The following is a 23,846-nucleotide window of genomic DNA, read 5'->3' as shown; positions in this document are numbered from 1 at the left end:
GGACGGGCGGGGCCGGCGGGACCGGGACGGAGCCGTGCTGCTCGTCGGAGCCGGGGCCGGGACGGGTGCTGTCGTCGCTCATGGCGCGAGTCTAGCCAGCACCCGGGCGGCGGCGGAGGGGTTCCGTCCGCTCACGCGGGCAGGTAGCCGCCGTCGCGCAGGTCGCCGACGAAGGCCGTCCAGGCGAGGTAGGCGATCACCGCGAGGACGATCGCGAGGTAGCCCAGCACGAAGCCGGCGACCGCGAGACCGCGTCCGCGCTGTCCGGAGCGTCGGGCCTGGGCGAAGCCGATGTGGCCGAGGACGATGGCGGCGGGCGCCAGCCCCAGCAGTCCGCACACCAGAGCCGCGACCGCGAGCGGATTCATCGGCGGGCGGCGGGGCGGGAGACCGGGGTAGGGATCGGCGGCGGCCGTCGGCGGCGGGTAGGCCGCCGACGGCTCGCCGAGCGGAGGGGCGAACGGCGCGGGCGCCGGTCCGGTCTGCGGTCCGGGCGCGGTGTCGTCGGTCACGGTGTCCTCCTGGTGGTGCGGGCGCCCCCGAGCCTCGGAGGCGTGTCGATCAGTACCCGGTCGAGGGCATGGTCGCCGCGATCGAGAAGAGCGCGACGAACGAGATGATGGTGATGATGATCGCGACGAAGCCGATGATGACGGCGGCGAGGGCGAGGCCGCGGCCCTTCTCCCCCGTGCGCTTGATCTGCGACAGGGCGATGAAGCCCAGCACGATGCCCACGATGGAGACGAAGAACGAGGCGATGAAGCCGATGATCGCCAGGATGTTGTAGCGGTCGGACGCGGGCGTGTACGGAGTGGTCATGGAATCCCCCAGGGTCAGGAACGAGCGGATGCGGCCAAGAGTGGCAGTGGCACGATCCGCCTGTCAAAAAGCTGGACGGCGCTTGCGCGGCCCGGCCGCCGCCCGGTAGAGGCCTCAGCGGACCTGGATCTCGGTGACCGGGAGGGTCGAGTCGGCCCCGAAGCCGAGCCCCGACGGCGGATGCCCCGCCTCGATCAGCTGCGCCGCCAGTGCGGCGATCATCGCGCCGTTGTCGGTGCAGAGCGAGAGCGCCGGGATCCGGAGGGTCACTCCCGCGGCCGCGCACCGCTCCTCCGCCAGCGCGCGCACCCGGGCGTTGGCGACCACGCCGCCGCCGAGCAGGAGGCGCGGCACGCCCCGGTCGCGGCAGGCGGCGAGCGCCTTCGTGAGCAGGACGTCGGCGACCGCCTCGCGGAAGCTCGCCGCGACGTCGGCCACGGGCACCTCCTCCCCCGCGTCCTGGCGCTTCTCGACCCAGCGGGCGACCGCGGTCTTCAGCCCTGAGAACGAGAAGTCGTAGCGGTGGCGCTCGAGGTCCTTCGGCAGGCTGAGCCCGCGGGGGAAGCGGATCGCCTTCGGGTCCCCGTCCGCCGCCACCCGGTCGATCTGCGGTCCGCCCGGATAGGGCAGGCCCAGGACTCGCGCCACCTTGTCGAAGGCCTCGCCGGCGGCGTCGTCGATGGTCTCGCCGAGCAGCTCGACGTCCGACACCAGATCGCGCACGTGCAGGAGCGAGGTGTGCCCGCCCGAGACCAGCAGCGCGATCGTCGGCACCTCGACGGGGCTGCCCTCGCTGCCGTCTGCACGGAGGACATCGGCTCCCACGTGGCCGACGAGGTGGTTCACGGCGTAGAGCGGCAGGCCGAGCGAGACGGCGAGCGCCTTCGCCGCTCCGACGCCGACCATGAGGGCGCCCGAGAGTCCCGGTCCGCTGGTGACCGCGATCGCGTCCAGGTCGCCGAGCGCGACACCGGCCTCGGAGAGCGCCGCGTGCAGGGCGGGCTCGAGCGCCTCCAGGTGCGCCCGGGCGGCCACCTCGGGCACGACGCCGCCGTAGCGGGCGTGCTCCTCCATCGAGGAGGCGATGGTGTTTGAGAGCAGCGTCGTGCCGCGGACGATGCCGATCCCCGTCTCGTCGCAGCTGGTCTCGATGCCGAGGACGAGGGGTCCGGTGCTCACGGGGTCTCCTGGGTCGGGGTCGGCGGCAGGCGCATCACGATCGCGTCCACTCCGTCGGGCTGGTAGTAGGCGGGGCGGACGCCGATCTCCTCGAAGCCCTCCGAGCGGTAGAGGGTCTGCGCGGCGGGGTTGTCGGCGCGGACCTCGAGGAAGACCTCGCGGGCGCCGCGTTCGCCGGCCGCCTCGAGGAGCGCGCGCAGCAGTCGGCGGCCGAGGCCGGTGCGGCGGACCCGGGCGACGACCGCGATCGTCTGCACGTCGCCCTCGTGGGCGCCGACGGGGCAGAGGAGCCCGGCGTAGCCGACCACCTCGCCGTCCTGCTCGGCGACCAGGTACCGGGTGTGACGGCTCCGGATCTCCTCCGCCATCATCCCGCGCGACCAGGCGTCGCCGGCGAACTCGGACTCCTCGATCGCCATGACAGCGTCGAGGTCGTCCGCCTGCGCGTCGCGGAGCACGGCCTCGCTCATGCGGTCACCCGCTTGGGGCCGGCGGACAGCGTGACGTCGGGCGAGCGGAGGTAGAGGGGCTCGTCCGCGGCGCCGGGCCGACCGGCCGCGCGCAGGCGGGCGGCCACGACTCCGAGCTCGCCGGCGGAGACCGTCTCGGCCTCCAGGCGCGGGAGCTCCGGATGCGGGAGGGCCGGCGGCTTGTCCAGGCCCGGGCCGGCGAGACGGACGGGGAGGCCCTGGTCGTCGAGCCCGTCGTAGGCGCTCCAGTACAGCTCTCGGCGGCGGGCGTCGGTGACGACGAGGAAGCCCGCGGCGCGCCCGTGCCGCAGCGCGGCGAGCGCGATCGCGTCGTGCGAGACCACGGGGAGGGTGGGGACGCCGCGGCCGAGCGCGAAGGCCCGGGCGGCGGCGATCCCGACCCGGAGGCCGGTGAAGGGGCCGGGGCCCATGCCCACGGCGACCGCCTCGATGCCCCCGGGAGCCACGTCGGCCGCCTCGAGCGCCTCCTGGATCAGCCGGCCGACCACCTCCGCGTGGCGCATGGTGTCGGTCTCGGTGCGCTCCGAGCGCACGGCGCCCGCGGAGTCGACGACGGCGACGGAGGTTCCGGAGGAGGTGTCGATCGCGAGGAGCACGCGTCCAGGGTACCCGCGGGCTCAGCTCCAGCCGGTGCCGCGGAAGCGGACGGTCCGCGGCTCGATCGGCTCCTCGCCCTCCTCGGCGTCGGAGCCGGCGGTCGGCCGCTCGATGACCACGTCGAGCCAGGACTCCGCGACGCCGTCCAGCATCCCGGCGCCCCACTCCACGACGACCACCGAGCGCGCCAGATCGAGGTCGAGGTCGTCGAGCTCGACCGGCGAGCCCACGCGGTAGGCGTCGACGTGCACGAGCGGCGGCCCGTCGTGCAGCGGCGGGTGCGTCCGCGCGATCACGAAGGTGGGGCTCGTCACGGGACCCCGCACGTCGAGGCCCTCGCCGAGCCCGCGCGTGAAGGTCGTCTTGCCCGCGCCGAGCGGCCCGGTCAGCACCAGCAGGTCGCCGGCGCGCAGCACTCGGCCGAGCTCGCGGCCGAGCTCCGCCATGGCCTCCGGATCGGCGACCTCGACGACGCGGTCCGCGAACCAGGAGCGCTCAGGCACGGCCGTCCGCCGCGCTCAGCAGCCGCCGCTGGACCCGCGGCCCGAGCCGGGTGACCAGCTCGTAGTTGATGGTGCCGCACCACCGCGCCCACTCGTCTACCGAGGGGACGCCGGTCGTCGGGTCGCCCCAGAGCGTCACCGGGTCGCCCGTCGCGACGCTCGCATCCCCCACGTCGACGACGAACTGGTCCATCGCGACCCGCCCGGCGATCCGGTGGCGGCGGCCGCCGATCGAGACCTCCGCGACGCCGGAGGCGCTCCGCGGGATGCCGTCCGCGTAGCCGAACGGCACGAGCGCGAGGGTCGTCCCGCCCTCGGCCCGCCAGGTGTAGTCGTAGCTCACGCCGGTCCCGTGGGGCACCGGGCGGACGCCGGCGACGCGGCCCTGCAGCGTCATCGCCGGGACGAGCCCGAGCTGGAGCGAGGTCTCGTCCTCGAACGGCGAGAGTCCGTAGAGGGCGATGCCGCTGCGCACCATGTCGAGGCGGGCCTCCGGGAGGCGCAGCGCCGCCGCCGTCGCCGCGAGGTGCAGGACCGGCGCCTGCACCCCGTGCGCCGCCAGCACGGCCTCGGCGCGGCGGAGGAGCGCGAGCTGGGCGAGGTCGTCCTCGCGCGAGGTGTTGGACAGGTGCGAGAACAGCCCGGTGAGGTGGACGGTGCCGCGAGCGCTGTGACGGGCGAGCGCCTCCGCCAGGTGCGGCCACTCCTCCTCCGCGGCGCCGTTGCGACTGAGGCCCGTGTCGACCTTGAGCTGCACGGCCGCGCGCACGCCGCGGTCCTCCGCCGACTGCGCGAGCGTGTCGAGCTGGTCGACCGAGGAGACGGCGACGTCGATCGAGTGCTCGAGCGCCGCGTCGAAGTCCTCGCCGGGGTCGTGCAGCCAGCAGAGGATCGGAGCGACGACGCCTGCCTCGCGCAGGGCCACGGCCTCCCGCAGCTCCGCGGTGCCGAGGGCGTCCGCGCCGCCGTCGAGCGCCGCCTGCGCCGCGGCCAGGGCGCCGTGCCCGTAGCCGTTGGCCTTGACGACGGCCATCAGCCGGCGGGCGCCGGTGAGCTCGCGCAGACGCGCGGCGTTCGCCGCCATCGCGTCGACGTCGATCACCGCCTCTCGGTACGACGCGGGGACGCTCACGACTCTGCCACCACGAACGCGCAGGCCACGCCCGCGTCGTGCGTCATCGAGAGGTGCACGCGCGTGATCCCGCGCGCCTCCGCGGCCGCCCGGGCCGGGCCGTGCAGCGCGAAGGACGGATTCCCGTGCTCGTCCCGCTCGACGACCATGTCGTGCCAGCGGGCGCCCACGGAGTCGCCGAGCGCCTTGATCAGCGCCTCCTTGGCGGCGAAGCGGCCCGCCAGCGAGGCGACGGGGAGCGAGCGTTCGCTCTCGGCGAACAGCCGGTCGCGGAGCCGGGGCGTGCGCGTCAGCGAGCGCTCGAAGCGCGCGAGGTCCACGACGTCCACCCCGATCCCCACGATCACGGCTCGATCACTCGACCGTGACCGACTTGGCGAGATTGCGCGGCTGGTCGACGTCGAGGCCCTTGGCGGCGGCGAGCTCCATCGCGAACATCTGCAACGGGGTGACGGCGAGCAGCGGCTCGAACAGCGGGTCGGCGAGCGGGATCGGCACGACCTCGTCGGCGATCTGGATCGCGGCCGTGTCGCCCTGCTCCGCGATCGCGATGACGCGGGCGCCGCGGGCCTTGATCTCCTGGATGTTCGAGATCACCTTGCGCTGCAGCTCGTACGACTCGCTCGGGCTCGGCACGATCACGAAGACGACCTGGCCAGGCTCGATCAGTGCGATCGGGCCGTGCTTGAGCTCGCCCGCCGCGAAGCCCTCGGCGTGGATGTAGGCGAGCTCCTTGAGCTTCAGCGCGCCCTCGAGCGCCACCGGGTAGCCGACGTGGCGGCCGAGGAACAGCACCGCACGGGTGTCGGCCATCCAGCCGGCCAGCTGGGCGATGTCGTCGGAGGCGTCGAGCACGCGGGAGAGCTTCTCCGGGATCGCGGCGAGCTGAGCCGCCTGCGAGGCGACGAGCTCGGTGGAGGCGGCACCGCGCACCGCGGCCAGGTGCAGCCCGAAGAGGTAGAGCGCCGCGATCTGGGCGACGAAGGCCTTGGTCGAGGCGACCGCCACCTCCGGGCCCGCGTGCGTGTAGAGCACGGCGTCCGACTCGCGTGGGATCGTCGCGCCCTGGGTGTTGCAGACCGAGAGCGTCTTGGCGCCGTGCTCGCGGGCGTACTTGACCGCCATCAGCGTGTCCATCGTCTCACCGGACTGGCTGATCGAGACGACGAGGGTGCGCGGGGTGAGCACCGGGTCGCGGTAGCGGAACTCGTGGCTGAGCTCGACCTCGACGGGGACGCGCGCCCATTTCTCGATCGCGTACTTGGCGACCATGCCCGAGTAGGCGGCCGTGCCGCAGGCGATGATCGTGATGCGGTCGATCTCCGTCAGCACCGGACCGAGCGCGTCGAGCTCGGGCAGCGTGATCGCGCCCTCGTGGATGCGGCCGCGGAGCGTGTTCGCGACGGCCTCGGGGCCCTCGGTGATCTCCTTCGCCATGAAGCTCGACCAGCCGCCCTTCTCGGACGCCGACGCGTCCCAGGCGATCTCGAACGGCTCGGTCTCGACGGGGTTGCCGAAGAAGTCGGTCACCGTGACGAGCTCCGGGGTGATCGTGACGATCTGGTCCTGGCCGATGGCGACCGCGCGGCGGGTGAACTCGACGAACGCCGCGACGTCGGAGCCGAGGAAGTTCTCCCCGTCGCCCAGGCCGATCACGAGCGGCGAGTTGCGGCGCGCGCCGACGACCACGCCGGGCTGGTCCTGGTGCAGGGCGAGCAGGGTGAACGCGCCCTCGAGGTGCGCGACGACGGCCTGGAAGGCGAGCACGAGGTCGCCGGTGCGGCGGTACTCGCGGGCGATCAGGTGCGCGGCGACCTCGGTGTCGGTCTCGCTCTCGAAGACAGCGCCCTCGGCGAGCAGCTGCTCCTTGAGCGGCTGGAAGTTCTCGATGATGCCGTTGTGGATGACGGCGAGCCTGCCCTCGTCCGCGAGGTGGGGGTGGGCGTTGCGGTCGGTCGGGCCGCCGTGCGTCGCCCAGCGGGTGTGGCCGATGCCCGTGGTGCCCTCGGCCAGCGGGTGCGCTTCGAGGTCGTCGACGAGGACGCTGAGCTTGCCCGAGCGCTTGCGGCTGTCGAGCTGCCCGTCGGCGTCGATCACGGCCACGCCGGCCGAGTCGTAGCCGCGGTACTCCAGACGCTTCAGGCCCCCGAGCAGCACGGCCAGGCTGTCGCGCTCACCGACGTATCCAACGATTCCACACATGCGCTCGATTCTAAGCGGCGCGGAGGCGCCTCCCGCGGCGTCGGGCACCCGGCGGGGCGGACGCTAGGATCGGTCCCCATGCCGTCGTCTCCTCGCGATCCCGCACGCGACGCGCACCCCTCCCCCTTCGTCGAGATCGTCCGCTCCGACTGGGCCGAGCTCGCCCGCACCACGGAGCTGCCGCTAACGGAGACCGAGGTCGTGCAGCTGCGGGGGCTGGGCGACCGGCTGAGCCTCTCCGAGGTCGCGGAGGTCTACCTGCCGCTCTCGCGCCTGCTGAGCCTGTACGCCGGTGGCGCGCGGCACCTGCACCGCGCGACGAGCACGTTCCTCGGGGAGCGCGCGCAGCCGACTCCGTTCGTGATCGGCGTCGCGGGGTCGGTCGCGGTGGGCAAGTCGACGATCGCGCGCCTGCTGCGGGAGCTGCTCGCCCGCTGGGAGGACACGCCCCGCGTCGAGCTGGTGACCACCGACGGCTTCCTGCTGCCCAACCGCGAGCTGGAGCGCCGCGGTCTGATGAGCCGCAAGGGCTTCCCCGAGTCGTACGACCGGCGGGCGCTGCTGCGCTTCGTCTCGGAGGTGAAGGGCGGGGCCGCGGAGGTGCGCGCGCCGTTCTACTCGCACCTCTCCTACGACATCGTCCCCGACGCCGAGATCGTCGTGCGGCGGCCGGACGTGCTGATCGTCGAGGGCCTGAACGTGCTGCAGCCGCCGGTGCCCGGTCACGGCCTGGCGGTCAGCGACCTGTTCGACTTCACCGTCTACGTCGACGCCCGGACCAGCGACATCGCGCGCTGGTACGAGGAGCGCTTCCTCACCCTGCAGCAGGGCGCGTTCGCGAATCCGAACTCCTACTTCCACCGCTACGCGGCGCTCAGTCCGGACGAGGCCCGTGAGCGCGCGCGGAGCATCTGGGCCGCGATCAACGAGCCGAACCTGCTGCAGAACGTGCGCCCCACCCGCTCCCGCGCGAGCCTGGTCCTCCGCAAGCAGGCCGATCACACGGTCTCCTCGGTCCTCCTCCGCAAGATCTGACCGCGCCCCCGGTCGCTGTTCGCCGCCGCGCGCACCGCGCAGCCACCGACCTCCTCGAACCCCTCCACCGCAGGATCGGTGCAGGCTCGGGACCACCCGCGAGCCGTCGGCGGGAATCGCGTGCCAAGCGATTCACGCGCGGCGGCCGCAACCCGCTCCACCCAGCGCGACCACCTCCACAAGCCGACCGCGAGGGGCCGCGCAGGGAGCGGCCCCGCAACGAACACAGCCGTCCGCGTGAATCGCGTGCCAAGCGATTCCCGCGCGGCGACCGCGACACGCTCCGCCCGCGCAACCCCCTCGCGAAGCCGACCGCGAGGGGCCGCGCAAGTAGCAGCCCACCAACGAACACAGCCGTCAGCGAGAATCGCGTGCCAAGCGATTCACGCGCGGCGACCGCGACCCGCTCAACCCAGCGCGACCACCTCCACAAGCCGACCGCGAGGGGCCGCGCAGGGAGCGGCCCCGCAACGAACACAGCCGTCGTGGGAATCGCGTGCCAAGCGATTCACCCGCGGCGAACGCGCCCCGCTCCACCCATCGCAACCACCTCGCGAATCCGACCGCGAGGGGCCGCGCAGGGAGCGGCCCCCGTAACGAACACCGCCGTCGTGAGAATCGCGTGCCAAGCGATTCACCCGCGGCGAACGCACCCCGCTCCACCCATCGCGACCACCTCCCCAAGCCGACCGCGAGGAGCCGCGCAGGGAGCGGCCCAACCCACGAGCCGTCGTGGGAATCGCGTGCCAAGCGATTCCCGCGCGGCGATCGCACCCCGCTCCACCCATCGCGACCACCTCTCCAGGCCGACCGCGAGGAGCCGCGCAGGGAGCGGCCCAACCCACGAGCCGTCGTGGGAATCGCGTGCCAAGCGATTCCCGCGCGGCGAACGCACCCCGCTCCACCCATCGCGACCACCTCTCCAGGCCGACCGCGAGGAGCCGCGCAGGGAGCGGCTCCTTAAGAACGCAGCCGCTCGAGCACGACCGCGGCGAGCGATTCGGCGAGGCGGTCGGCCGTCTCCTGCGTCTTCGCCTCGACCATGACGCGCACCATCGGCTCCGTGCCGGAGGGGCGCAGGAGCACACGGCCGTCGCTGCCGAGCTCGGCGGTGGCGTCGGCGACGGCGGAGGCGATGACCTCGTCGTCGCGGACGCCCTCGCGGTCGACGCCGCGCACGTTGAGGAGGGTCTGCGGGAAGACGGACATGACGGCGGCCAGGTCGGCGATCGTGCGTCCGGTCCGGGCCATCTCGGCCGCGAGCTGGAGGCCGGTGAGCACGCCGTCGCCGGTGGTGGCGTAGCGGCTCATGATGACGTGGCCGGACTGCTCCCCGCCGAGCGAGTAGCCGCCGTCGTTCATCGCCTCGAGGACGTAGCGGTCGCCGACCGCGGTCTCGATGACGCGGATGCCGGCGGCGCGCATGGCGAGCTTGAGGCCGAGGTTGCTCATGACGGTGGCCACGAGGACGTCGTCGCGGAGGGCGCCGCGGCGGGCCATGGCTGTCGCGAGGATCGCCATGATCTGGTCGCCGTCGACGATGCGGCCCTGGGCGTCCACTGCGAGGCAGCGGTCGGCGTCGCCGTCGTGGGCGATGCCGATGTCGGCGCCGGCCGCGCGGACGGCGTCGGCGACGTTGTCGAGGTGGGTGGAGCCCACTCCGTCGTTGATGTTGAGGCCGTCGGGGTCGTTGCCGATGACGGTGACGGTCGCTCCGGCGTCGGTGAACACTTGGGGCGAGATGCCGGCGGCGGCGCCGTGCGCGCAGTCGATGACCACGTGCAGGCCGTCGAGACGGGTGCCCTCGAGGGATCCGAGCAGGTGAAGGACGTAACGGTCCTCCGCGTCGGAGAAGCGGGTGATGCGGCCGACGTCGGCTCCGGTCGGCGTGAGCGGGGGGACTCCGAGGGCCGCTTCGATGCGGTTCTCGAGCTCGTCCGGGAGCTTGCGTCCGCCGGCGGCGAAGAACTTGATGCCGTTGTCGGCGGCGGGGTTGTGCGAGGCCGAGATCATCACGCCGAAGTCGGCGTTCTCGTCGGCGATGAGGTAGGCGGTGGCGGGCGTCGGGATGACGCCGGCGTCGAGCACGTCGACTCCAGCGCTCGCGAGACCCGCCGCGACCGCGGCTCCGATGAACTGACCGGAGATGCGGGGGTCGCGGGCGAGCACGGCGACGGGCCGACGGCCCTCGGCCCGGGCGGCCGCTCCGAGTACACGGGCGGCCGCCTGGGCGAGGCCGAGAGCCAGGTCGGCCGTGACCTCGCGATTAGCGAGGCCACGGACGCCGTCTGTTCCGAACAGGCGCGGCATGGTGCGCAGTCCCTTCTCGAGCTGCTGGTCGTGCGGCCGTCAGGCCGCGTCGACTAGCGCTTCGAGAACTGGGACGCCTTGCGGGCCTTCTTGAGACCGGCCTTCTTGCGCTCGATGACGCGGGCGTCGCGGGTCAGGAAGCCCGCCTTCTTCAGGATCGCGCGGTTGTTCTCGCGGTCGATCTCGTTGAGGGCACGGGCGATGGCGAGGCGCAGCGCGCCGGCCTGGCCGGAGGGGCCGCCGCCGGTGATCTTGGCGACCACGTCGTAGGAGCCGATCAGGTCGAGCACCTTGAAGGGGTCGGTGATCAGCTGCTGGTGCAGCTTGTTGGGGAAGTACTCCGCGAACTCGCGGGCGTTGACGGTCATGCCGCCGTTGCCGGGGACGAGGCGCACGCGGGCGATGGCCTGCTTGCGTCGGCCCACGGCTGCGCCGGAGACGTTGAGGACGGCGCGGGGCGTCGTGGACGCCTCGGTGGCCGGGCTTTCGGTGGAGTAGCTCTCGGGAGCCACGTCGATCTGGTCTGCGATCTTCGCCACGGTGTAGGTGATCCTTTGTCTTCGAAGTCTGGGATGTCGGGGAGGGCCGGAGCCTACTGGGCGACCTGGGTGAAGGCGTACGCCTGCGGCTGCTGGGCCGCGTGGGGGTGCTCGGATCCCGTGTAGACCTTCAGCTTGCGCAGCTGGGCGCGGCCGAGGGAGTTCTTGGGGAGCATGCCGCGGATGGCCTTCTCGACGGCGCGGACCGGGTTCTTCTCGAGGAGCTCGGCGTACGTGGTGGCCGAGAGGCCGCCCGGGTAGCCGGAGTGGCGGTAGGCCTTCTTCTGGAGGAGCTTCTGGCCGGTGAGGGCGACCTTCTCCGCGTTGACGATGATGACGAAGTCGCCCATGTCCATGTGCGGCGCGAAGGTGGCCTTGTGCTTGCCGCGCAGGAGCGCCGCGGCGTGGGTGGCGAGACGGCCGAGCACGACGTCGGACGCGTCGATGACGATCCAGTCGTGCTGGACGTCAGCCGGCTTCGGAGAAAAAGTGCGAGTCACGTGAGTGCTGCTTTCTGGTCGGAGTGAGGTGTTCGTGGATCCCGCTCCGTGGCCGTTCGACCCGCGAGGGGCCGAACCGATCCGGTGGAGGGCTCAACTTCGGGCGCTCGGCACACGGCCGAAAACACCAAGGGCCGACATTACAGCAAAGCCCCCGTGCGGCCAAGCACGGATCGTGGCGGCAGGGGCTCCGGCGGCGGGAGGTGCGACCCGAGCCGCCACGGGTCGCGGGGCGCGGGCGCGCGCCCTCGCCTCACTCCGAGTCCTCCGGGTCCGGCCCCTCGGTCCGCACGGTGCGCTTCGCGCGGGTGAGCAGGGCCCGCTCGGCGAGCGCGTCGTCCTCGGGGTAGTCGACCTCGCGGAGGATGAGGCCGCGGGCCGGCATCACCGCGAACGCGTTGGTCCGTCTGGCGGCGTCCCGGAGCAGCGGGACCGCCCCCGCCTCGAGCTTCCCGGCGCCGACCGCGACGCACGCCCCCACGAGGGCCCGCACCATGCTGTGGCAGAAGGCGTCCGCGCGCAGGTGGGCGTGCAGGACTCCGTCGGCGTCTCGCTCCCAGGTGAAGTCGAGCAGGCTCCGGATGGTGGTGGCCCCTGCGCGGGCACGGCAGAACGACGCGTAGTCGTGCAGGCCCAGGAGCGAGCGGGCCGCGGCCGACATCGCGTCGAGGTCGAGGGAGTCGGTGATCCAGGTGGTGTACGTGCGGTCGAGCGGGTGGCGCATCGAGGAGGCGTCGGCCAGCCGGTACTCGTACCGCCGCCAGCGCGCCGAGAACCGCGCGTCGAACCCCTCCGGCGCCTCCGTCACCCGGTGCACCGAGACGTCGGTGTACTGCCCGAGGATCCCGCGGAGCCGCCGCTCCAGGATCGACGCGGGCGGGAACGGCTCCTCCCCCGGTCGGCGCCGGCCGGTGCTGATGCGGCCCCACTGCTCGGAGGTGAGGTCGACGTGGGCGACCTGGGCGCTGGCGTGCACGCCGACGTCGGTGCGCCCGGCGACCGTCACGGTCGGGTGCTGCTCGGAGCGCAGCACCAGGGCGAGCGACTCCTCGAGCACCCCCTGCACGGTGCGGAGGCCGGGCTGCTTGGCCCACCCGGAGAAGTGCGAGCCGTCGTAGGCCAGGTCGAGGCGGACGCGGTGGAGCATCAGACGAGTGTAGAGCGCGCCGTGGTCGCGGCTCAGGCGACCGCGAGCGGGACGTCGACGGTCGCCAGGGCCGAGACCGCCCAGCCGACCAGCGTCGACTGCTCGCCGACCGAGGAGACGATCCGCGCCTCCCCGCCGCCTGCGAGCACGGCCAGCTCGGAGGGAGCGGAGGCGATGCCCTGCACCCCGTAGGCGGCCGTGCCCAGCGAGACCGGCACGGCGCCGAGCGCCTCGCCCGCACCGGTGAAGGTCTCGACGAGGGGCCCGCGGTGCAGCGTCAGCACGACGACCGGATCGCCGCCGTCGACGGCGTAGGAGCACGTGTCTTCCGCGGCGGTGATCGACACGGTGCCCGCCGTCGAGCCGGCCTCCTGCTCGACGAGGGAGGCGGGGAGAGCGGTCGCGCAGTCCACGCCCTCGCTCGACGGCACGGAGGGCACGGAGGGCACGGTCGGTGCGGCCGACGGTACCGGAGGCGTGCTCGCGAGGCCCGCCGACTCCGGCACGTCGATCACCTCGCCGGAGGCGCAGCCGCTCACTCCGCCCGCGAGTGCCAGGGCGAGGAGCGCCGCAGCAGCCGAGGAGGGCAGTCGCACAGGAGTCCTCCGAGGATCGTCGGGGCGGACCCCGGGAGCGCCGGTCGTGACGCGGCCGCACCCGACGAGCGCAGCCGTGCCATCGTAAGCGACGATTCGCGCCACTCGGCCCCGTGGAACGACGAGAGCCCCCCGCCCCGGAGGGGACGGAGGGCTCTCGGGAGAGGGGGCGTGACTACTTGGTCGCGCCGGTCTCCTCGACAGGAGCGTCCTGCGCGGCGTCCTCGACGGGAGCGTCCTGCACGGGCGCCTCCTCGACGGGGGTCTCCTCGGCAGTGGTCTCCTCGGCGGGGGCCTCGTCCACCGGAGCGGACACGGGCGCCGTGGCGGTGCGCGACTTCTTCGCCTTGGGCGTGACGGGCTCGAGGACGAGCTCGATCACGGCCATGGGCGCGTTGTCTCCCTTGCGGGGGCCGATCTTGGTGATGCGGGTGTAGCCGCCCTCGCGCTCGGCGACGAGCGGAGCGATCTCGGTGAAGAGCTCGTGGACGACCGACTTGTCGCCGATCGTCGCGAGGACGCGACGGCGGGCGTGCAGATCGCCGCGCTTGGCGAAGGTCACCAGGCGCTCGGCGAGCGGACGAAGGCGCTTGGCCTTGGTCTCGGTCGTCTTGATGCTCTTGTGCGTGAACAGGGCCGCGGCCAGGTTCGCCAGCAGCAGGCGCTCGTGTGCGGGTCCGCCTCCGAGGCGGGGGCCCTTGGTGGGCTTGGGCATGGGTTTACTCCAGTACTAAAGGGGTGTCAGCAGGTCGGACGCGAGGAGCCGGGGCTCCGGAGCGGAGGACCTAGATGCTCTCGTCGTCGTAGCTGTAGAAGTGGGCGCCGTCGAACCCGGGGACCGAGTCCTTGAGCGACAGGCCGAGCTCCGTCAGCTTCTCCTTGACCTCATCCACCGACTTCTGACCGAAGTTGCGGATGTTCATGAGCTGCGTCTCCGAGAGGGCGACGAGCTCATTGACGTTGTTGATGCCCTCGCGCTTGAGGCAGTTGTAGCTGCGCACCGAGAGGTCGAGGTCCTCGATGGGCATGGACAGCTCGGTCGAGAGGACCGCGTCGACCGGCGCGGGGCCGATCTCGATGCCCTCGGCCGCGTTGTTCAGCTCGCGGGCGAGACCGAACAGCTCGGTCAGCGTGCGTCCGGCGGAGGCGATGGCGTCGCGCGGCGAGATCGCCGCCTTCGTCTCCACGTCCACGACCAGGCGGTCGAAGTCGGTGCGCTCGCCGGCACGGGTGGCCTCGACGCGGTAGGTGACCTTCAGCACGGGCGAGTAGATCGAGTCGACCGGGATCTGGCCGGCCTCGGAGAACTCGCTGCGGTTCTGGGTCGCCGAGACGTAGCCGCGGCCGCGCTCGATCGTGAGCTCGAGCTCGAACTTCGCCTTGTCGTTCAGCGTGGCGATGACGAGCTCCGGGTTGTGGATCTCGACACCGGCCGGAGCCGAGATGTCCGCGGCGGTGACCTGGCCGGCTCCCTGCTTGCGCAGGTAGGCGGTGATCGGCTCGTCGTGCTCGGAGGAGACGACGAGTCCCTTGATGTTCAGGATGATCTCGGTGACGTCCTCGCGGACGCCCGGGACGGTCGTGAACTCGTGCAGGACTCCGTCGATCCGGATGCTGGTGACAGCAGCGCCGGGGATGGAGGACAGCAGGGTGCGACGCAGCGAGTTGCCGAGCGTGTAGCCGAAGCCGGGCTCGAGGGGCTCGATGACGAAGCGGGAACGGAACTCCGAGATGTTCTCCTCGGTGAGCGTCGGACGCTGTGCGATAAGCACTGATGATTCCTTTCGATCACGTGTCCGCTATATGACACGTGCGTTTGCGAGGTGTGGAGTTGTGAAAGAAATGCGCGATCCGCCGGTCGGCCGCACTCCCCGCCCGGAGGCGGTTCGTGCGGCCGGCCGACGGCTGCGAGTGCTGCTTAGACGCGACGACGCTTGGGCGGGCGGCAGCCGTTGTGCGCCTGCGGGGTGACGTCGTTGATCGAGCCGACCTCGAGGCCTGCGGCCTGGAGCGAGCGGATCGCGGTCTCACGACCCGAGCCGGGGCCCTTCACGAAGACGTCCACCTTCTTCATGCCGTGCTCCTGAGCCTGGCGCGCGGCCGACTCGGCGGCGAGCTGGGCGGCGAACGGCGTCGACTTGCGCGAGCCCTTGAAGCCGACTCCGCCGGACGAGGCCCAGCTGATGACGGCCCCGGAGGGGTCGGTGATCGAGACGATGGTGTTGTTGAACGTCGACTTGATGTGGGCCTGGCCCACAGCGATGTTCTTCTTCTCCTTGCGGCGCGGCTTGCGCGCGGCCGACTTGGGGGTAGCCAATTCTGTATCTCCTCTAGGTCCGTGTCGCCCGCGTTACTTGCGGCCGGCCTTCTTCTTGCCGGCGACGGTGCGCTTGGGTCCCTTGCGGGTGCGCGCGTTCGTCTTGGTGCGCTGTCCACGGACCGGGAGGCCGCGACGGTGGCGGAGGCCCTCGTACGAGCCGATCTCGACCTTGCGGCGAATGTCGGCGGCGACCTCGCGGCGGAGGTCGCCCTCCACCTTGTAGTTGCCCTCGATGTAGTCGCGGAGCGAGACGAGCTGGTCGTCGCTGAGGTCCTTGACGCGGATGTTGCCGTCGATCCCGGTGTCGCTCAGGGTCTTGAGCGCGCGAGTGCGGCCGACACCGTAGATGTAGGTCAGTGCGACCTCCACGCGCTTCTCGCGCGGGATGTCTACTCCTGCCAGACGTGCCATTGTGGCTTCTCCTGTGAGTGAGTGGAGGTGTGAAGCAGCACCGGTGCCTCGGCCTCCGACCGAAGGTGTCCTCGCCGTCCACCCCGGGGTCGCCGGGGTGCTGCGCGATTTCTGGTGCTGCGGGTGTGTTCAGTTGTGCAGTGGGGGCGGCACGCCGCCCCGGCGCTCCCTCGCGGAAGCAGCGGGACTAGCCCTGGCGCTGCTTGTGGCGGGGGTTGCTGCTGCAGATGACCATCACGTTGCCGTGGCGGCGGATGATCTTGCAGTGGTCGCAGATGCGCTTGACGCTGGGGTTGACCTTCATTGTTCTTGTCCTTGTTTTCGCTGGCGTCGTGCTCCCGGCGGATGCCGGGGCCGTTCCTTACAGGACACGCACGTCGCGAACGTCAGCGGAGCGAACGTCTACTTGTAGCGGTAGACGATCCGGCCGCGGGTCAGGTCGTAGGGGCTCAGCTCCACGATCACCCGGTCCTCGGGGAGGATCCGGATGTAGTGCTGACGCATCTTGCCCGAGATATGGGCGAGAACTTTGTGTCCGTTGGTCAGCTCCACGCGGAACATCGCGTTGGGGAGCGCCTCGACAACCGCACCTTCGATTTCGATGACACCGTCTTTTTTGGCCATAGCCTCACTGTCGTTCGGAAGTAGTGTGTGTACTGGTCGTGCGAATGTTTCCGCGACGAGCCACCACCGGGCGAGAGCCCGGATCGGGGTTCGCGGGCATGCCGGAGCACGCGCAAAACACCAAGGGTCGATGCTACGCGAATCGCGGCCGCTCCGCCACCTCGGGCGTGTCGCCCCCTCCTCCGCCTCCGCGCCCGACGCGCGCCCCCTGCCCGGCCCTGCGTCCGCCGCCGCCTAGGCTGGCTCCGTCGAGCCGGAGGGAGAGCACATGGCGCGCACGACGAGGTCCGCGACCGCGAGGCGGAGCTGGTACTCGCACCCGGTGGTGACGATCCTGGCGGCGATCGCGGTCATCGCCCTGGTGCAGACCTTCTTCGTGAAGGTGTACACGGTGCCGACCGGCTCGATGGAGAACACCCTCCAGGGCGGCGGATTCTTCGGCGACCGCATCCTGGTCGACCGCACCCTCGCCCTCCAGGGCGGGCCGGAGGAGGGCCAGATCGTCGTCTTCTCGCGCGACGCCGACTGGGGCGCGAGCGACGAGGCCGGCAGCCCCCTCTCCGAGATCGTGAAGACGTTCGGCGACGTCACCAGCATCGGCCCCTCCCACGAGGAGTTCCTCGTCAAGAGGCTGATCGCCGAGGGGGGCCACACCGTCTCCTGCTGCGACGCCGAGGGGCATGTGCTGGTCGACGGGAAGCCGCTGGACGAGTCCTACGTGTTCGAGGACTTCCCCTTCACCCCCGGGACCCTCGACTGCACGACGAGCCCCGCGTCCCTCCGATGCTTCGACGAGTACACCGTCCCCGAGGGCTCCCTCTTCGTCCTGGGCGACCACCGGTCGAACTCCAACGACTCGCTCGGCGAGTGCCGCGGCGCCGGCGGGCCGATCGACACGTGCGTGAAGACCGTGCCGATCGACAGGGTCACCGGACGCGTCTTCGCCGTGGCCTGGCCGCTCACCCGCTGGCGGCTGTTCTAGCGCTCCGCCCGAGCCGCCGCAGACGACGACGAGGTCCCCCGCGGGAAGCAGAGGACCTCGTCGTCGTTCACCGCCGTGCGGCCACGGGACTAGCCGCGGACGACCGCCACGACCCGGTCGAAGAGCGGATGCTCGGCCGTGAGGCCGGTGACCTCCGCCACGAACTCCTCCGGGGTGAGCGCGGCCAGCTTCTCGTGGAGCTCCACGCTCTGGGGGTCCTCGGGCACGTCGAAGCGCAGCGCGGCGCCGATCGCGGTGAGAAGGCCCTCCGGCGTGCGCCCGCGCTCGGCGAGCTCGGCCGCCGGTCCGATGAAGCGCTCGTGCCGCGACAGCTTCCGCAGCGGCTGGCGTCCCACCCGGTCGACCGTGTCGGTCAGGTACGGGTTGGCGAAGCGCTTCAGCGTCTTCTCGAGGTAGGCCTGCTGCTCCTCGTCGCTGAAGCCGTGCTTGGCCACGATGAGCGCCTTGGTGTCCTCGAGCGCGGCCTTGACCGCGTCGTGCACCTCGGGCATCGCCAGCGCGTCGGAGAGCTTGTGCGCTCCGGCCGCGAAGCCGGTGTAGGCGGCCGTCGCGTGGCCGGTGTTCACCGTGAAGAGCTTCCGCTCGATGAAGGGCTCGAGGTCGTCGACCCAGGTCGCGCCTGGGATCTCCGGCTCGGTGCCCTCGAACGGAGTGCGGTCGACGACCCACTCGAAGAAGCTCTCCACTGTCACGTCCAGGCCCTGGCCCGGGTCCTGGTTCGGGACGATGCGGTCCACCGCGGTGTCGGCGAAGACGGCGCGGGTGCGCAGGCGCTCCCACTCGTCCGCGCCGAGGTTCGCGGCGACCTCGGTCTGCAGGAGGCGCGTGGCGTTGATCGCGTTCTCGCAGGCCATGACCGCCAGCCGCGGCGCCGACTCGTCGCGGGCCGCGAGGCCCTTCGCGATCACGGGGGCGACGAAGCGCAGGATGTTCGGGCCGACGGCCGTGGTGACGATGTCGGCGGCGGCGATCTCGCGGACGAGCGCCTCCTCGTCGGCGGCCGAGTCGATCGCACGGAAGCGGTCGACGACGTGCGTGGCCGCCTCCTCCCCCACCTCGTGCACCTCGTAGCTGTCGGCGGCGGCGAGGCGGCCGATCAGCTCGGAGTTGACGTCGGCGAAGACGAGCTCGTAGCCGGCGCCGTGCAGGATCAGGCCGACGAAGCCGCGGCCGATGTTGCCGGCGCCGAAGTGGACGGCGGTGGGCATCAGGAGTTGACCTCGCCCAGCAGGCTGTAGAGCGACTGCGCGTCCGGGGCGTCGAGGAGCTTCTGCACCTCGTCCTCCTCCGAGAAGATGATCGCGATCTTGGAGAGGATCTCGAGGTGCTCGTTGTCGACGCCGGCGATGCCGACGACGAAGCGCACCTCGTTGCCGTCCCAGTCGATCGGCTGCGCATAGCGCACGAACGAGAGGGCGGAGGAGCGGATCTCGTCCTTCGCGTCGTTGGTGCCGTGCGGGATGGCGAGCAGGTTGCCCATGTAGGTCGAGACGGTCGCCTCGCGGGCGAGCATGGCCTCGTAGTAGGCGGGGGTGACCGCGCCGACGCCGACCAGCATGTCGGCGGCCTCCTTGATAGCGGCCTCCTTCGTGGTGGCGGTGCCGGAGGCGTCGATCTGTCCGATGGTGAGCACGTCGCTCATGGGGTGCGTCCTTCCGTGGAGGTGCTGACAGCGAGGGAACCCGCAGGGGCGAGCGGAGCGTGTCCGCTCTGTCGCACCCTACGGGTTCCGTCCGAATGGTTGGCGTACTACTTAGCGTGCTGCTCCGCGACCAGCGAGACGACCTCGTCGTACTTCGGGCTGTTCATGAAGTTGTCCACGGAGACGTGGATCGCGCCCGGGGTGCGCTGGCGGGCGCGCTCCGTGAGCTCGGCCTGGGTGATGACCAGGTCCACGTCGTCCTCGAGAGCGGCGATCGCCTTGTTGGTGACCGTGACGTCCTCGAAGCCCGCCTTCTTCATCTTGTTCCGCAGCACCGAGGCGCCCATCGCGGACGAGCCCATGCCGGCGTCGCAGGCGAAGACGATGTTCCGGACCTGGGTCGCGGTGGCCGTGGCTCCCGCGGTCGAGGCGCCGGCCGAGTCCTGCGGAGCGTTGGCGCCGCGGGCGTTGATGAGCGAGCCGACGGCGCTCTCCTTGCCCTTGTTCGCCTCGTTGGCGGCGACGGCGGCGGCGAGCTTGTCGTCGCCCTCCTGCTCCGCGGCCAGGTCGCGCTTGCGGCCGGACCGGATGATGACCGAGGCCACCAGGAACGACACGGCGGTCGCGAGGATCACCGAGAGGATGACGCCGAGGAAGCTGTCGTTCGCGGTCTGCAGGAGCACCGCGATGATCGAGCCGGGCGAGGCGGGGGCGCGGAGGCCGGAGTTGAACGCGACGTTCGTCGCGACACCGGTCGCACCGCCGAGGATGACGGCCGCGAGCAGCGCCGGCTTCATCAGCACGTACGGGAAGTAGATCTCGTGGATGCCGCCGATGAAGTGGATGATCGCCGCGCCGGGAGCCGAGGCGCGGGCCGCGCCGACGCCGAAGAACGCGAAGGCCAGGAGCACGCCCATGCCGGGGCCGGGGTTGGCTTCGAGGAGGAAGAGGTAGGACTTGCCCGCCTCCTCCGCCTGCTGCACGCCCAGCGGCGTGAGGATGCCGTGGTTGATGGCGTTGTTCAGGAAGAGGATCTTCGCCGGCTCGATGAAGAGCGAGGTCAGCGGGAGCAGACCCGCGTTGACCAGGAACTCCACGCCCGCGCCGAGGGCGGTCGAGAGGCCGACCACGAGCGGCGCGACGCCCGCGAAGGCGAGGAGCGCGAGCAGGAGGCCGAGGATTCCGGCGGAGAAGTTGTTGACCAGCATCTCGAAGCCGGGCTTGATCTTGCCGTCCCAGATCGAGTCGACCTTCTTCATGAGCCACGCCGACAGCGGGCCCATGATCATGGCGCCGATGAACATCGGGATGCCGGCGCCGACGATGATGCCCATGGTCGCGATGGTGCCGACCACGCCTCCGCGGGCGCCGTAGACCATGCGGCCGCCGGTGTTCGCGATGAGGAGCGGGAGGAGGTAGGTGATCATCGGGGCGACGAGGCCGGTATTGACGACGTCGGGATCCGTGCTCCAGCCGCCGAACTGCTGGACCCAGGTGGCGTCGATGCCGAGGAGCGGGAGCCATCCGGTCTGGATGAAGAGGGCCGTGATGAAGCCCCAGGCGATGAAGGCCGCGATGTTCGGCATGACCATTCCCGAGAGGAAGGTGCCGAAGCGCTGGACGTGGACGCGCGCTCCACCGCGCGTCGACGTCGCTGACGTCGTTGTCATGTGGTGTGTTCTCCGATTTCTAGGGGCGGGAGCCGGAGGGGTCCCCGATGCCCCGGGCGACGCGGTCGACGGCGATCGCGATGTGGAGGAGGACGCTGTTCACGCCGTAGTCGTTGATGTAGTAGCCGCGGGTCTCGAGCTCGGCCAGCAGCTCGGTCTTGAAGGCGCCGAGGCCGGGGGAGGCGAACTCGCGCTGGACGTCGTCGAGCGTGAAGACGCCCTGCGCGCTCTCGTCGCGGAACATCCGCGAGATCAGGCGGCGGCGGGCCTCCTCGCTGCCCTCGAGGCGCACCGACGGGCCGCGCCGGACCAGCCCGAGGCCGGCCTCGTCGGCGAGGGCCTTCACCCGGCGCAGATCGGCGTCGACGGTCGACTCGCTCACCGACAGCGCGTCAGCGAGGGCGAAGACGTCCAGGCCCTCGTCGGAGTCGACCAGGCGGCGGACGATGCTGTACAGCCGGTCGCGCGGGGTGTCGGGCTCGACGTCGCGGCTGCGCTGCGCCTCCAGGTAGGCCGCGTACGCCTCGCGCGCGAGCCGGTAGCCGTTCGCGGAGGACTCGACCGGCTCCAGCGGGGCGGCCTGCGCCTTCACCGCGGTGACGTAGCTCCGGACGCTGCGGGTGGTGACTCCGAGCCTGTCGGCGAGCTCGTGCGCCGTCACCCAGCCGTCGGCGCGGGAGAGGTACTCCAGCAGTCGTTCGCGGTTGTCAGGCATCAGGCTCCAGGCGTGCGGTCGGGGCGGGCGCCGGGAGCGCCACGACCCTGCCGCGGGCCCGCAGGACGCGGGCGGCGAGTCGTACGTCCCGTCAGTCAATCACCCCGGCGACGCGCCCGGGAGCCCCCGCGCCGCGGGTGGAAGGGGCCGTCTTCCGCCCCCGCGGAAGATTGTCTGCTGGAGGGTGCCGCCCCTCCGAGGGGATGCTTGGATGAATCACGACCCGGACGCGAGGAGGCGAACGAGGTGCGGAAGATCCTGATCGTCTGCGGTGCAGGCGCGTCGAGCACGTTCCTGGCCCACCGGCTGCGAGCGGGCGCGAAGGAGCGCGGCATGGATGCCGTGTTCCGCTCCGAGACCCTCACCGGTCTCGACCACTCCCTCCCCGAGGCCGACGTCCTCCTCGTGGGGCCGCACCTCGAGTCGCAGTTCGACGGACTCCGCCACCGTGCGGAGCTCGTGGGAGCCGCGGCCGCCCTCCTCCCGCCCGATGTCTTCGGAGCGCACGGTGCCGATGCCGTGCTCGAGACCCTGCCCGTCCTCTTCGCCGCTCGCGCGGTCGTCGCAGGCGCGGACGGGGACTCCTCCACCCGCCCGGTCCGTCCGGGCGAGCCCGACTCCGGGCACCACTGATGCAGTCGCGACTGCAGGATCAAGGAGAAACGTTCATGGTCGAGCGCACCGTGCAGGTTGCATCGTCGAAGGGCCTCCACGCCCGCCCCGCCTCGCTCTTCAGCCAGGCCGCGGCGAAGTCGGGTCAGAAGGTCCTCGTCGCCAAGGGCGACGCGACCCCGGTCAACGCCGCGTCGATCCTCGGGATCATCTCGCTCGGCATCGAGCACGGCGACGAGCTCACCGTCAGCGTCGAGGGCGACAACGAGCAGGCCGTGCTCGAGGAGCTCGCGACCTTCCTCACCACCGACCACGACGCGTGACGCGGAGCGTCACGCAAGGCGGCCGGCCCCGGCGCCCACGGCGCCGGTAGCCGCGGCAGCCCCTGGAGCGTGACGGCGACCCTCACCGGGTCGCATCAGGCGCCTGCGAGACCCGGCCCCGCCGGCTCCACGCCGCCGCCCCCGCGATCCACGGCGAGCTCGCGGCCCTGCTGGCGGAGCTGGTGGAGCGGCACTTCGCGACGCGCCTGACCGACGCCGAGCTCGCCCAGCTCGCGATCCTGATGACGACGCGGGTGGCGACGCCCGGGCAGAACGAGCCGGTCGCCGCCGTGGTCGAGAACTACCTCGACCCGGAGGACCTCGCCGTCGTCCGCGAGCTCGTCGCCGACGTCAACCGCGAGTACCTGGTCGACCTCGACGACGAGGGCTTCATCGTCCGCCTCGCCCTGCACGTGCGGAACCTGATCGCCCGGGCCGCCGAGGGCGGCTACTCCCGCAACCCGCTCACCCGCTCGATCAAGACCAGCTACCCGATGACCTACGAGATCGCGGTGTTCCTGGCGAGCGGGCTGCAGCGCCGGCGGGGCGTCGTGGTCAACGAGGACGAGATCGCCTACATCGCCCTCCACGTCGGCTCCTTCCTCGAGCGGGTGTCCCGGCGGGAGGAGCGTCTGTCCTGCGTGATCGTCTGCCCCAACTACTACGACCTCGCGCACATGCTGCGCCTGCGCGTCGAGCGCTCCCTCGGCACGGAGGTGGAGGTGCGCTCGCTGATCACGCGGAGCGACGTCGACTGGGACCGTCTCACCGCCGACCTCGTGATCACCACGATCGACGAGCGCCCCGCGTCCGACGACGTCGTGGTGGTGCAGCCGTTCCTCACCGACCACGACGTCGAGACGGTGCGCCGCGCCATCGCCCGCGTCCGCCGGCACCGCCGCCGCGCGCAGATCAAGGACGAGCTGCTGCAGTTCTTCGACGAGGAGCTGTTCTTCCGCAACGTGCACGCGCGCGACGAGGCGGCGATGATCCGGATGCTGGGCGAGCGGATGATCGCCGGCGGCATCATCGACGAGGACTACGTCGACGGCGCCATCGAGCGCGAGCGGATGAGCTCCACGGCGTTCACCGACAACCTCGCGGTCCCCCACGCGATGGCGATGAGCGCCCGCCGCACCTCGATCGCGATCGTCGTGAACGACACGGCGATGGAGTGGGGCGAGCAGCGGGTGAACGTGATCGCGATGATCGCGTTCGCCTCGGCCGGCCGCAGCACCTTCCAGTCGGTGTTCGACCAGTTCGTCGAGGTGTTCGCCGACCGGGCGGAGGTGCAGCGCCTCATCCGGCGCTCCACGGACTTCGGCGGCTTCATCGAGGAGCTGGTGCGGGTGATCGACAGCTAGCCGACACCCGCACTCCGGATGGAGCCGGAGGGCGCTGTCGTCCTCCCGCTCCCGCGCTTCGTGGGCGCCCGACGGTCCCCCGCCGGGCGCGAGAGGCCACGAGGAGCCTCCT

The 23,846-nt window shown here is 71.6% G+C and carries 29 protein-coding genes; 5 read left to right on the top strand and 24 right to left on the bottom strand.

Features of this window, described 5'->3' with window-relative positions; translation table 11 throughout:
* Positions 1-131 precede the first annotated feature (131 nt).
* From C5B98_RS12535 to glmS, 9 genes are all read right to left on the bottom strand, one after another.
* A complete protein-coding gene (locus C5B98_RS12535; RefSeq protein WP_104234159.1) occupies positions 132-512 on the bottom strand; it encodes a DUF4190 domain-containing protein in 381 nt (126 codons plus the stop codon).
* A gap of 49 nt (positions 513-561) precedes the next feature.
* The gene (locus C5B98_RS12530; RefSeq protein ID WP_104225014.1) at positions 562-819 is read right to left on the bottom strand and encodes a DUF4190 domain-containing protein; all 258 of its coding nucleotides are present in this window, start codon (positions 817-819) and stop codon (positions 562-564) included.
* A gap of 114 nt (positions 820-933) precedes the next feature.
* Positions 934-1,998 (bottom strand): tRNA (adenosine(37)-N6)-threonylcarbamoyltransferase complex transferase subunit TsaD, encoded by a 1,065-nt coding sequence (gene tsaD, locus C5B98_RS12525; RefSeq protein ID WP_104225013.1) that lies wholly within the window; start codon positions 1,996-1,998, stop codon positions 934-936.
* A complete protein-coding gene (gene rimI / locus C5B98_RS12520) occupies positions 1,995-2,468 on the bottom strand; it encodes a ribosomal protein S18-alanine N-acetyltransferase (RefSeq protein ID WP_104227416.1) in 474 nt (157 codons plus the stop codon). The genes tsaD and rimI overlap by 4 nt, the downstream gene beginning before the upstream one ends.
* A complete protein-coding gene (gene tsaB / locus C5B98_RS12515; RefSeq protein ID WP_104327882.1) occupies positions 2,465-3,085 on the bottom strand; it encodes a tRNA (adenosine(37)-N6)-threonylcarbamoyltransferase complex dimerization subunit type 1 TsaB in 621 nt (206 codons plus the stop codon). Before tsaB ends, rimI begins: the two co-directional genes overlap by 4 nt.
* A gap of 21 nt (positions 3,086-3,106) precedes the next feature.
* Positions 3,107-3,532 carry a tRNA (adenosine(37)-N6)-threonylcarbamoyltransferase complex ATPase subunit type 1 TsaE gene (gene tsaE, locus C5B98_RS12510; protein WP_104277925.1) on the bottom strand — a complete coding sequence of 142 codons (426 nt, stop codon included), beginning with the start codon at positions 3,530-3,532 and terminating at the stop codon, positions 3,107-3,109.
* A gap of 49 nt (positions 3,533-3,581) precedes the next feature.
* Positions 3,582-4,691, bottom strand: a complete 1,110-nt coding sequence (gene alr, locus C5B98_RS12505) for an alanine racemase (RefSeq protein ID WP_258063513.1) — start codon at positions 4,689-4,691, stop codon at positions 3,582-3,584.
* Positions 4,692-4,717: 26 nt separating this feature from the next.
* Positions 4,718-5,068: a holo-ACP synthase gene (locus C5B98_RS12500; RefSeq protein WP_104225009.1), complete on the bottom strand. Its 351-nt coding sequence runs from the start codon at positions 5,066-5,068 to the stop codon at positions 4,718-4,720.
* A 7-nt stretch (positions 5,069-5,075) separates the two neighbouring features.
* Positions 5,076-6,923: a glutamine--fructose-6-phosphate transaminase (isomerizing) gene (gene glmS / locus C5B98_RS12495; RefSeq protein ID WP_104227413.1), complete on the bottom strand. Its 1,848-nt coding sequence runs from the start codon at positions 6,921-6,923 to the stop codon at positions 5,076-5,078.
* Between the two features lie 78 nt (positions 6,924-7,001).
* On the opposite strand from glmS, the gene coaA reads away from it, so the two are divergent.
* Complete coding sequence (gene coaA, locus C5B98_RS12490; RefSeq protein ID WP_104225007.1) at positions 7,002-7,958, top strand: type I pantothenate kinase; 957 nt, start codon at positions 7,002-7,004, stop codon at positions 7,956-7,958.
* A gap of 960 nt (positions 7,959-8,918) precedes the next feature.
* Here the strand turns inward: coaA and glmM are convergent.
* The 11 genes from glmM to infA all read right to left on the bottom strand — a co-directional run bounded on the left by glmM (position 8,919) and on the right by infA (position 16,405).
* Positions 8,919-10,268 (bottom strand): phosphoglucosamine mutase, encoded by a 1,350-nt coding sequence (glmM, locus tag C5B98_RS12485; RefSeq protein WP_104225005.1) that lies wholly within the window; start codon positions 10,266-10,268, stop codon positions 8,919-8,921.
* Between the two features lie 53 nt (positions 10,269-10,321).
* A complete protein-coding gene (gene rpsI / locus C5B98_RS12480; RefSeq protein ID WP_104225004.1) occupies positions 10,322-10,807 on the bottom strand; it encodes a 30S ribosomal protein S9 in 486 nt (161 codons plus the stop codon).
* A gap of 53 nt (positions 10,808-10,860) precedes the next feature.
* Positions 10,861-11,307, bottom strand: a complete 447-nt coding sequence (rplM, locus tag C5B98_RS12475) for a 50S ribosomal protein L13 (protein ID WP_104225003.1) — start codon at positions 11,305-11,307, stop codon at positions 10,861-10,863.
* A gap of 253 nt (positions 11,308-11,560) precedes the next feature.
* Positions 11,561-12,454 carry a tRNA pseudouridine(38-40) synthase TruA gene (locus C5B98_RS12470; RefSeq protein ID WP_104263582.1) on the bottom strand — a complete coding sequence of 298 codons (894 nt, stop codon included), beginning with the start codon at positions 12,452-12,454 and terminating at the stop codon, positions 11,561-11,563.
* Positions 12,455-12,486: 32 nt separating this feature from the next.
* Complete coding sequence (locus C5B98_RS12465) at positions 12,487-13,050, bottom strand: hypothetical protein (protein ID WP_104327880.1); 564 nt, start codon at positions 13,048-13,050, stop codon at positions 12,487-12,489.
* Between the two features lie 175 nt (positions 13,051-13,225).
* A complete protein-coding gene (gene rplQ, locus C5B98_RS12460; RefSeq protein ID WP_104225000.1) occupies positions 13,226-13,765 on the bottom strand; it encodes a 50S ribosomal protein L17 in 540 nt (179 codons plus the stop codon).
* Between the two features lie 70 nt (positions 13,766-13,835).
* A complete protein-coding gene (locus C5B98_RS12455; RefSeq protein ID WP_104224999.1) occupies positions 13,836-14,822 on the bottom strand; it encodes a DNA-directed RNA polymerase subunit alpha in 987 nt (328 codons plus the stop codon).
* 146 nt (positions 14,823-14,968) lie between these two features.
* Positions 14,969-15,367 carry a 30S ribosomal protein S11 gene (gene rpsK, locus C5B98_RS12450; protein WP_055787170.1) on the bottom strand — a complete coding sequence of 133 codons (399 nt, stop codon included), beginning with the start codon at positions 15,365-15,367 and terminating at the stop codon, positions 14,969-14,971.
* 33 nt (positions 15,368-15,400) lie between these two features.
* Positions 15,401-15,781, bottom strand: a complete 381-nt coding sequence (gene rpsM, locus C5B98_RS12445; protein WP_068251511.1) for a 30S ribosomal protein S13 — start codon at positions 15,779-15,781, stop codon at positions 15,401-15,403.
* Between the two features lie 187 nt (positions 15,782-15,968).
* The gene (gene rpmJ, locus C5B98_RS12440; RefSeq protein WP_055787164.1) at positions 15,969-16,085 is read right to left on the bottom strand and encodes a 50S ribosomal protein L36; all 117 of its coding nucleotides are present in this window, start codon (positions 16,083-16,085) and stop codon (positions 15,969-15,971) included.
* Between the two features lie 98 nt (positions 16,086-16,183).
* Entirely contained in the window at positions 16,184-16,405 is a 222-nt protein-coding gene (infA, locus tag C5B98_RS12435; protein ID WP_022883252.1) for a translation initiation factor IF-1, read from the bottom strand.
* A 268-nt stretch (positions 16,406-16,673) separates the two neighbouring features.
* Here infA and lepB point away from each other — a divergent pair, with 268 nt between their 5' ends.
* Positions 16,674-17,387: a signal peptidase I gene (gene lepB / locus C5B98_RS12430; RefSeq protein WP_104224998.1), complete on the top strand. Its 714-nt coding sequence runs from the start codon at positions 16,674-16,676 to the stop codon at positions 17,385-17,387.
* 89 nt (positions 17,388-17,476) lie between these two features.
* Here lepB and C5B98_RS12425 read toward each other — a convergent pair whose 3' ends face one another.
* The 4 genes from C5B98_RS12425 to C5B98_RS12410 form a co-directional block, all read right to left on the bottom strand.
* Positions 17,477-18,616, bottom strand: a complete 1,140-nt coding sequence (locus C5B98_RS12425; protein WP_104317833.1) for a mannitol-1-phosphate 5-dehydrogenase — start codon at positions 18,614-18,616, stop codon at positions 17,477-17,479.
* A complete protein-coding gene (locus C5B98_RS12420) occupies positions 18,616-19,050 on the bottom strand; it encodes a PTS sugar transporter subunit IIA (protein ID WP_104224996.1) in 435 nt (144 codons plus the stop codon). The genes C5B98_RS12425 and C5B98_RS12420 overlap by 1 nt, the downstream gene beginning before the upstream one ends.
* 107 nt (positions 19,051-19,157) lie before the next feature.
* On the bottom strand, positions 19,158-20,720 hold the full coding sequence (locus C5B98_RS12415; protein WP_104327879.1) for a PTS mannitol transporter subunit IICB: 1,563 nt from the start codon (positions 20,718-20,720) through the stop codon (positions 19,158-19,160).
* A 19-nt stretch (positions 20,721-20,739) separates the two neighbouring features.
* Positions 20,740-21,435: an HTH domain-containing protein gene (locus C5B98_RS12410; RefSeq protein WP_258063512.1), complete on the bottom strand. Its 696-nt coding sequence runs from the start codon at positions 21,433-21,435 to the stop codon at positions 20,740-20,742.
* Between the two features lie 207 nt (positions 21,436-21,642).
* On the opposite strand from C5B98_RS12410, the gene C5B98_RS12405 reads away from it, so the two are divergent.
* From C5B98_RS12405 to C5B98_RS12395, 3 genes are all read left to right on the top strand, one after another.
* Positions 21,643-22,068 carry a PTS sugar transporter subunit IIB gene (locus C5B98_RS12405; protein WP_181065531.1) on the top strand — a complete coding sequence of 142 codons (426 nt, stop codon included), beginning with the start codon at positions 21,643-21,645 and terminating at the stop codon, positions 22,066-22,068.
* A gap of 35 nt (positions 22,069-22,103) precedes the next feature.
* The gene (locus tag C5B98_RS12400) at positions 22,104-22,370 is read left to right on the top strand and encodes an HPr family phosphocarrier protein (protein ID WP_104224553.1); all 267 of its coding nucleotides are present in this window, start codon (positions 22,104-22,106) and stop codon (positions 22,368-22,370) included.
* A 182-nt stretch (positions 22,371-22,552) separates the two neighbouring features.
* Positions 22,553-23,734, top strand: coding sequence for a transcription antiterminator (locus tag C5B98_RS12395; RefSeq protein WP_258063511.1), 1,182 nt, complete (start codon positions 22,553-22,555; stop codon positions 23,732-23,734).
* The last annotated feature ends 112 nt before the right edge of the window (positions 23,735-23,846 follow it).

Origin of the sequence: Rathayibacter sp. AY1A5 (assembly GCF_002930875.1) — a bacterium.
GTDB lineage: Bacteria > Actinomycetota > Actinomycetes > Actinomycetales > Microbacteriaceae > Rathayibacter.
The sequence above is the reverse complement of the archived record's forward strand: the minus strand, read 5'-3'. Positions and strand labels throughout refer to the sequence as shown.

Excerpts from the sequence above, each read along its gene's own strand:
- C5B98_RS12530 (WP_104225014.1), bottom strand. The coding sequence starts at position 819 with ATGACCACTCCGTACACGCCCGCGTCCGACCGCTACAACATCCTGGCG.
- rimI (WP_104227416.1), bottom strand. The coding sequence starts at position 2,468 with ATGAGCGAGGCCGTGCTCCGCGACGCGCAGGCGGACGACCTCGACGCT.
- tsaE (WP_104277925.1), bottom strand. The coding sequence starts at position 3,532 with ATGGCGGAGCTCGGCCGCGAGCTCGGCCGAGTGCTGCGCGCCGGCGAC.
- glmS (WP_104227413.1), bottom strand. The coding sequence starts at position 6,923 with ATGTGTGGAATCGTTGGATACGTCGGTGAGCGCGACAGCCTGGCCGTG.
- coaA (WP_104225007.1), top strand. The coding sequence starts at position 7,002 with ATGCCGTCGTCTCCTCGCGATCCCGCACGCGACGCGCACCCCTCCCCC.
- glmM (WP_104225005.1), bottom strand. The coding sequence starts at position 10,268 with ATGCCGCGCCTGTTCGGAACAGACGGCGTCCGTGGCCTCGCTAATCGC.
- C5B98_RS12470 (WP_104263582.1), bottom strand. The coding sequence starts at position 12,454 with ATGCTCCACCGCGTCCGCCTCGACCTGGCCTACGACGGCTCGCACTTC.
- rplQ (WP_104225000.1), bottom strand. The coding sequence starts at position 13,765 with ATGCCCAAGCCCACCAAGGGCCCCCGCCTCGGAGGCGGACCCGCACAC.
- rpsM (WP_068251511.1), bottom strand. The coding sequence starts at position 15,781 with ATGGCACGTCTGGCAGGAGTAGACATCCCGCGCGAGAAGCGCGTGGAG.
- rpmJ (WP_055787164.1), bottom strand. The coding sequence starts at position 16,085 with ATGAAGGTCAACCCCAGCGTCAAGCGCATCTGCGACCACTGCAAGATC.
- infA (WP_022883252.1), bottom strand. The coding sequence starts at position 16,405 with ATGGCCAAAAAAGACGGTGTCATCGAAATCGAAGGTGCGGTTGTCGAG.
- lepB (WP_104224998.1), top strand. The coding sequence starts at position 16,674 with ATGGCGCGCACGACGAGGTCCGCGACCGCGAGGCGGAGCTGGTACTCG.
- C5B98_RS12425 (WP_104317833.1), bottom strand. The coding sequence starts at position 18,616 with ATGCCCACCGCCGTCCACTTCGGCGCCGGCAACATCGGCCGCGGCTTC.
- C5B98_RS12420 (WP_104224996.1), bottom strand. The coding sequence starts at position 19,050 with ATGAGCGACGTGCTCACCATCGGACAGATCGACGCCTCCGGCACCGCC.
- C5B98_RS12415 (WP_104327879.1), bottom strand. The coding sequence starts at position 20,720 with ATGACAACGACGTCAGCGACGTCGACGCGCGGTGGAGCGCGCGTCCAC.
- C5B98_RS12410 (WP_258063512.1), bottom strand. The coding sequence starts at position 21,435 with ATGCCTGACAACCGCGAACGACTGCTGGAGTACCTCTCCCGCGCCGAC.
- C5B98_RS12400 (WP_104224553.1), top strand. The coding sequence starts at position 22,104 with ATGGTCGAGCGCACCGTGCAGGTTGCATCGTCGAAGGGCCTCCACGCC.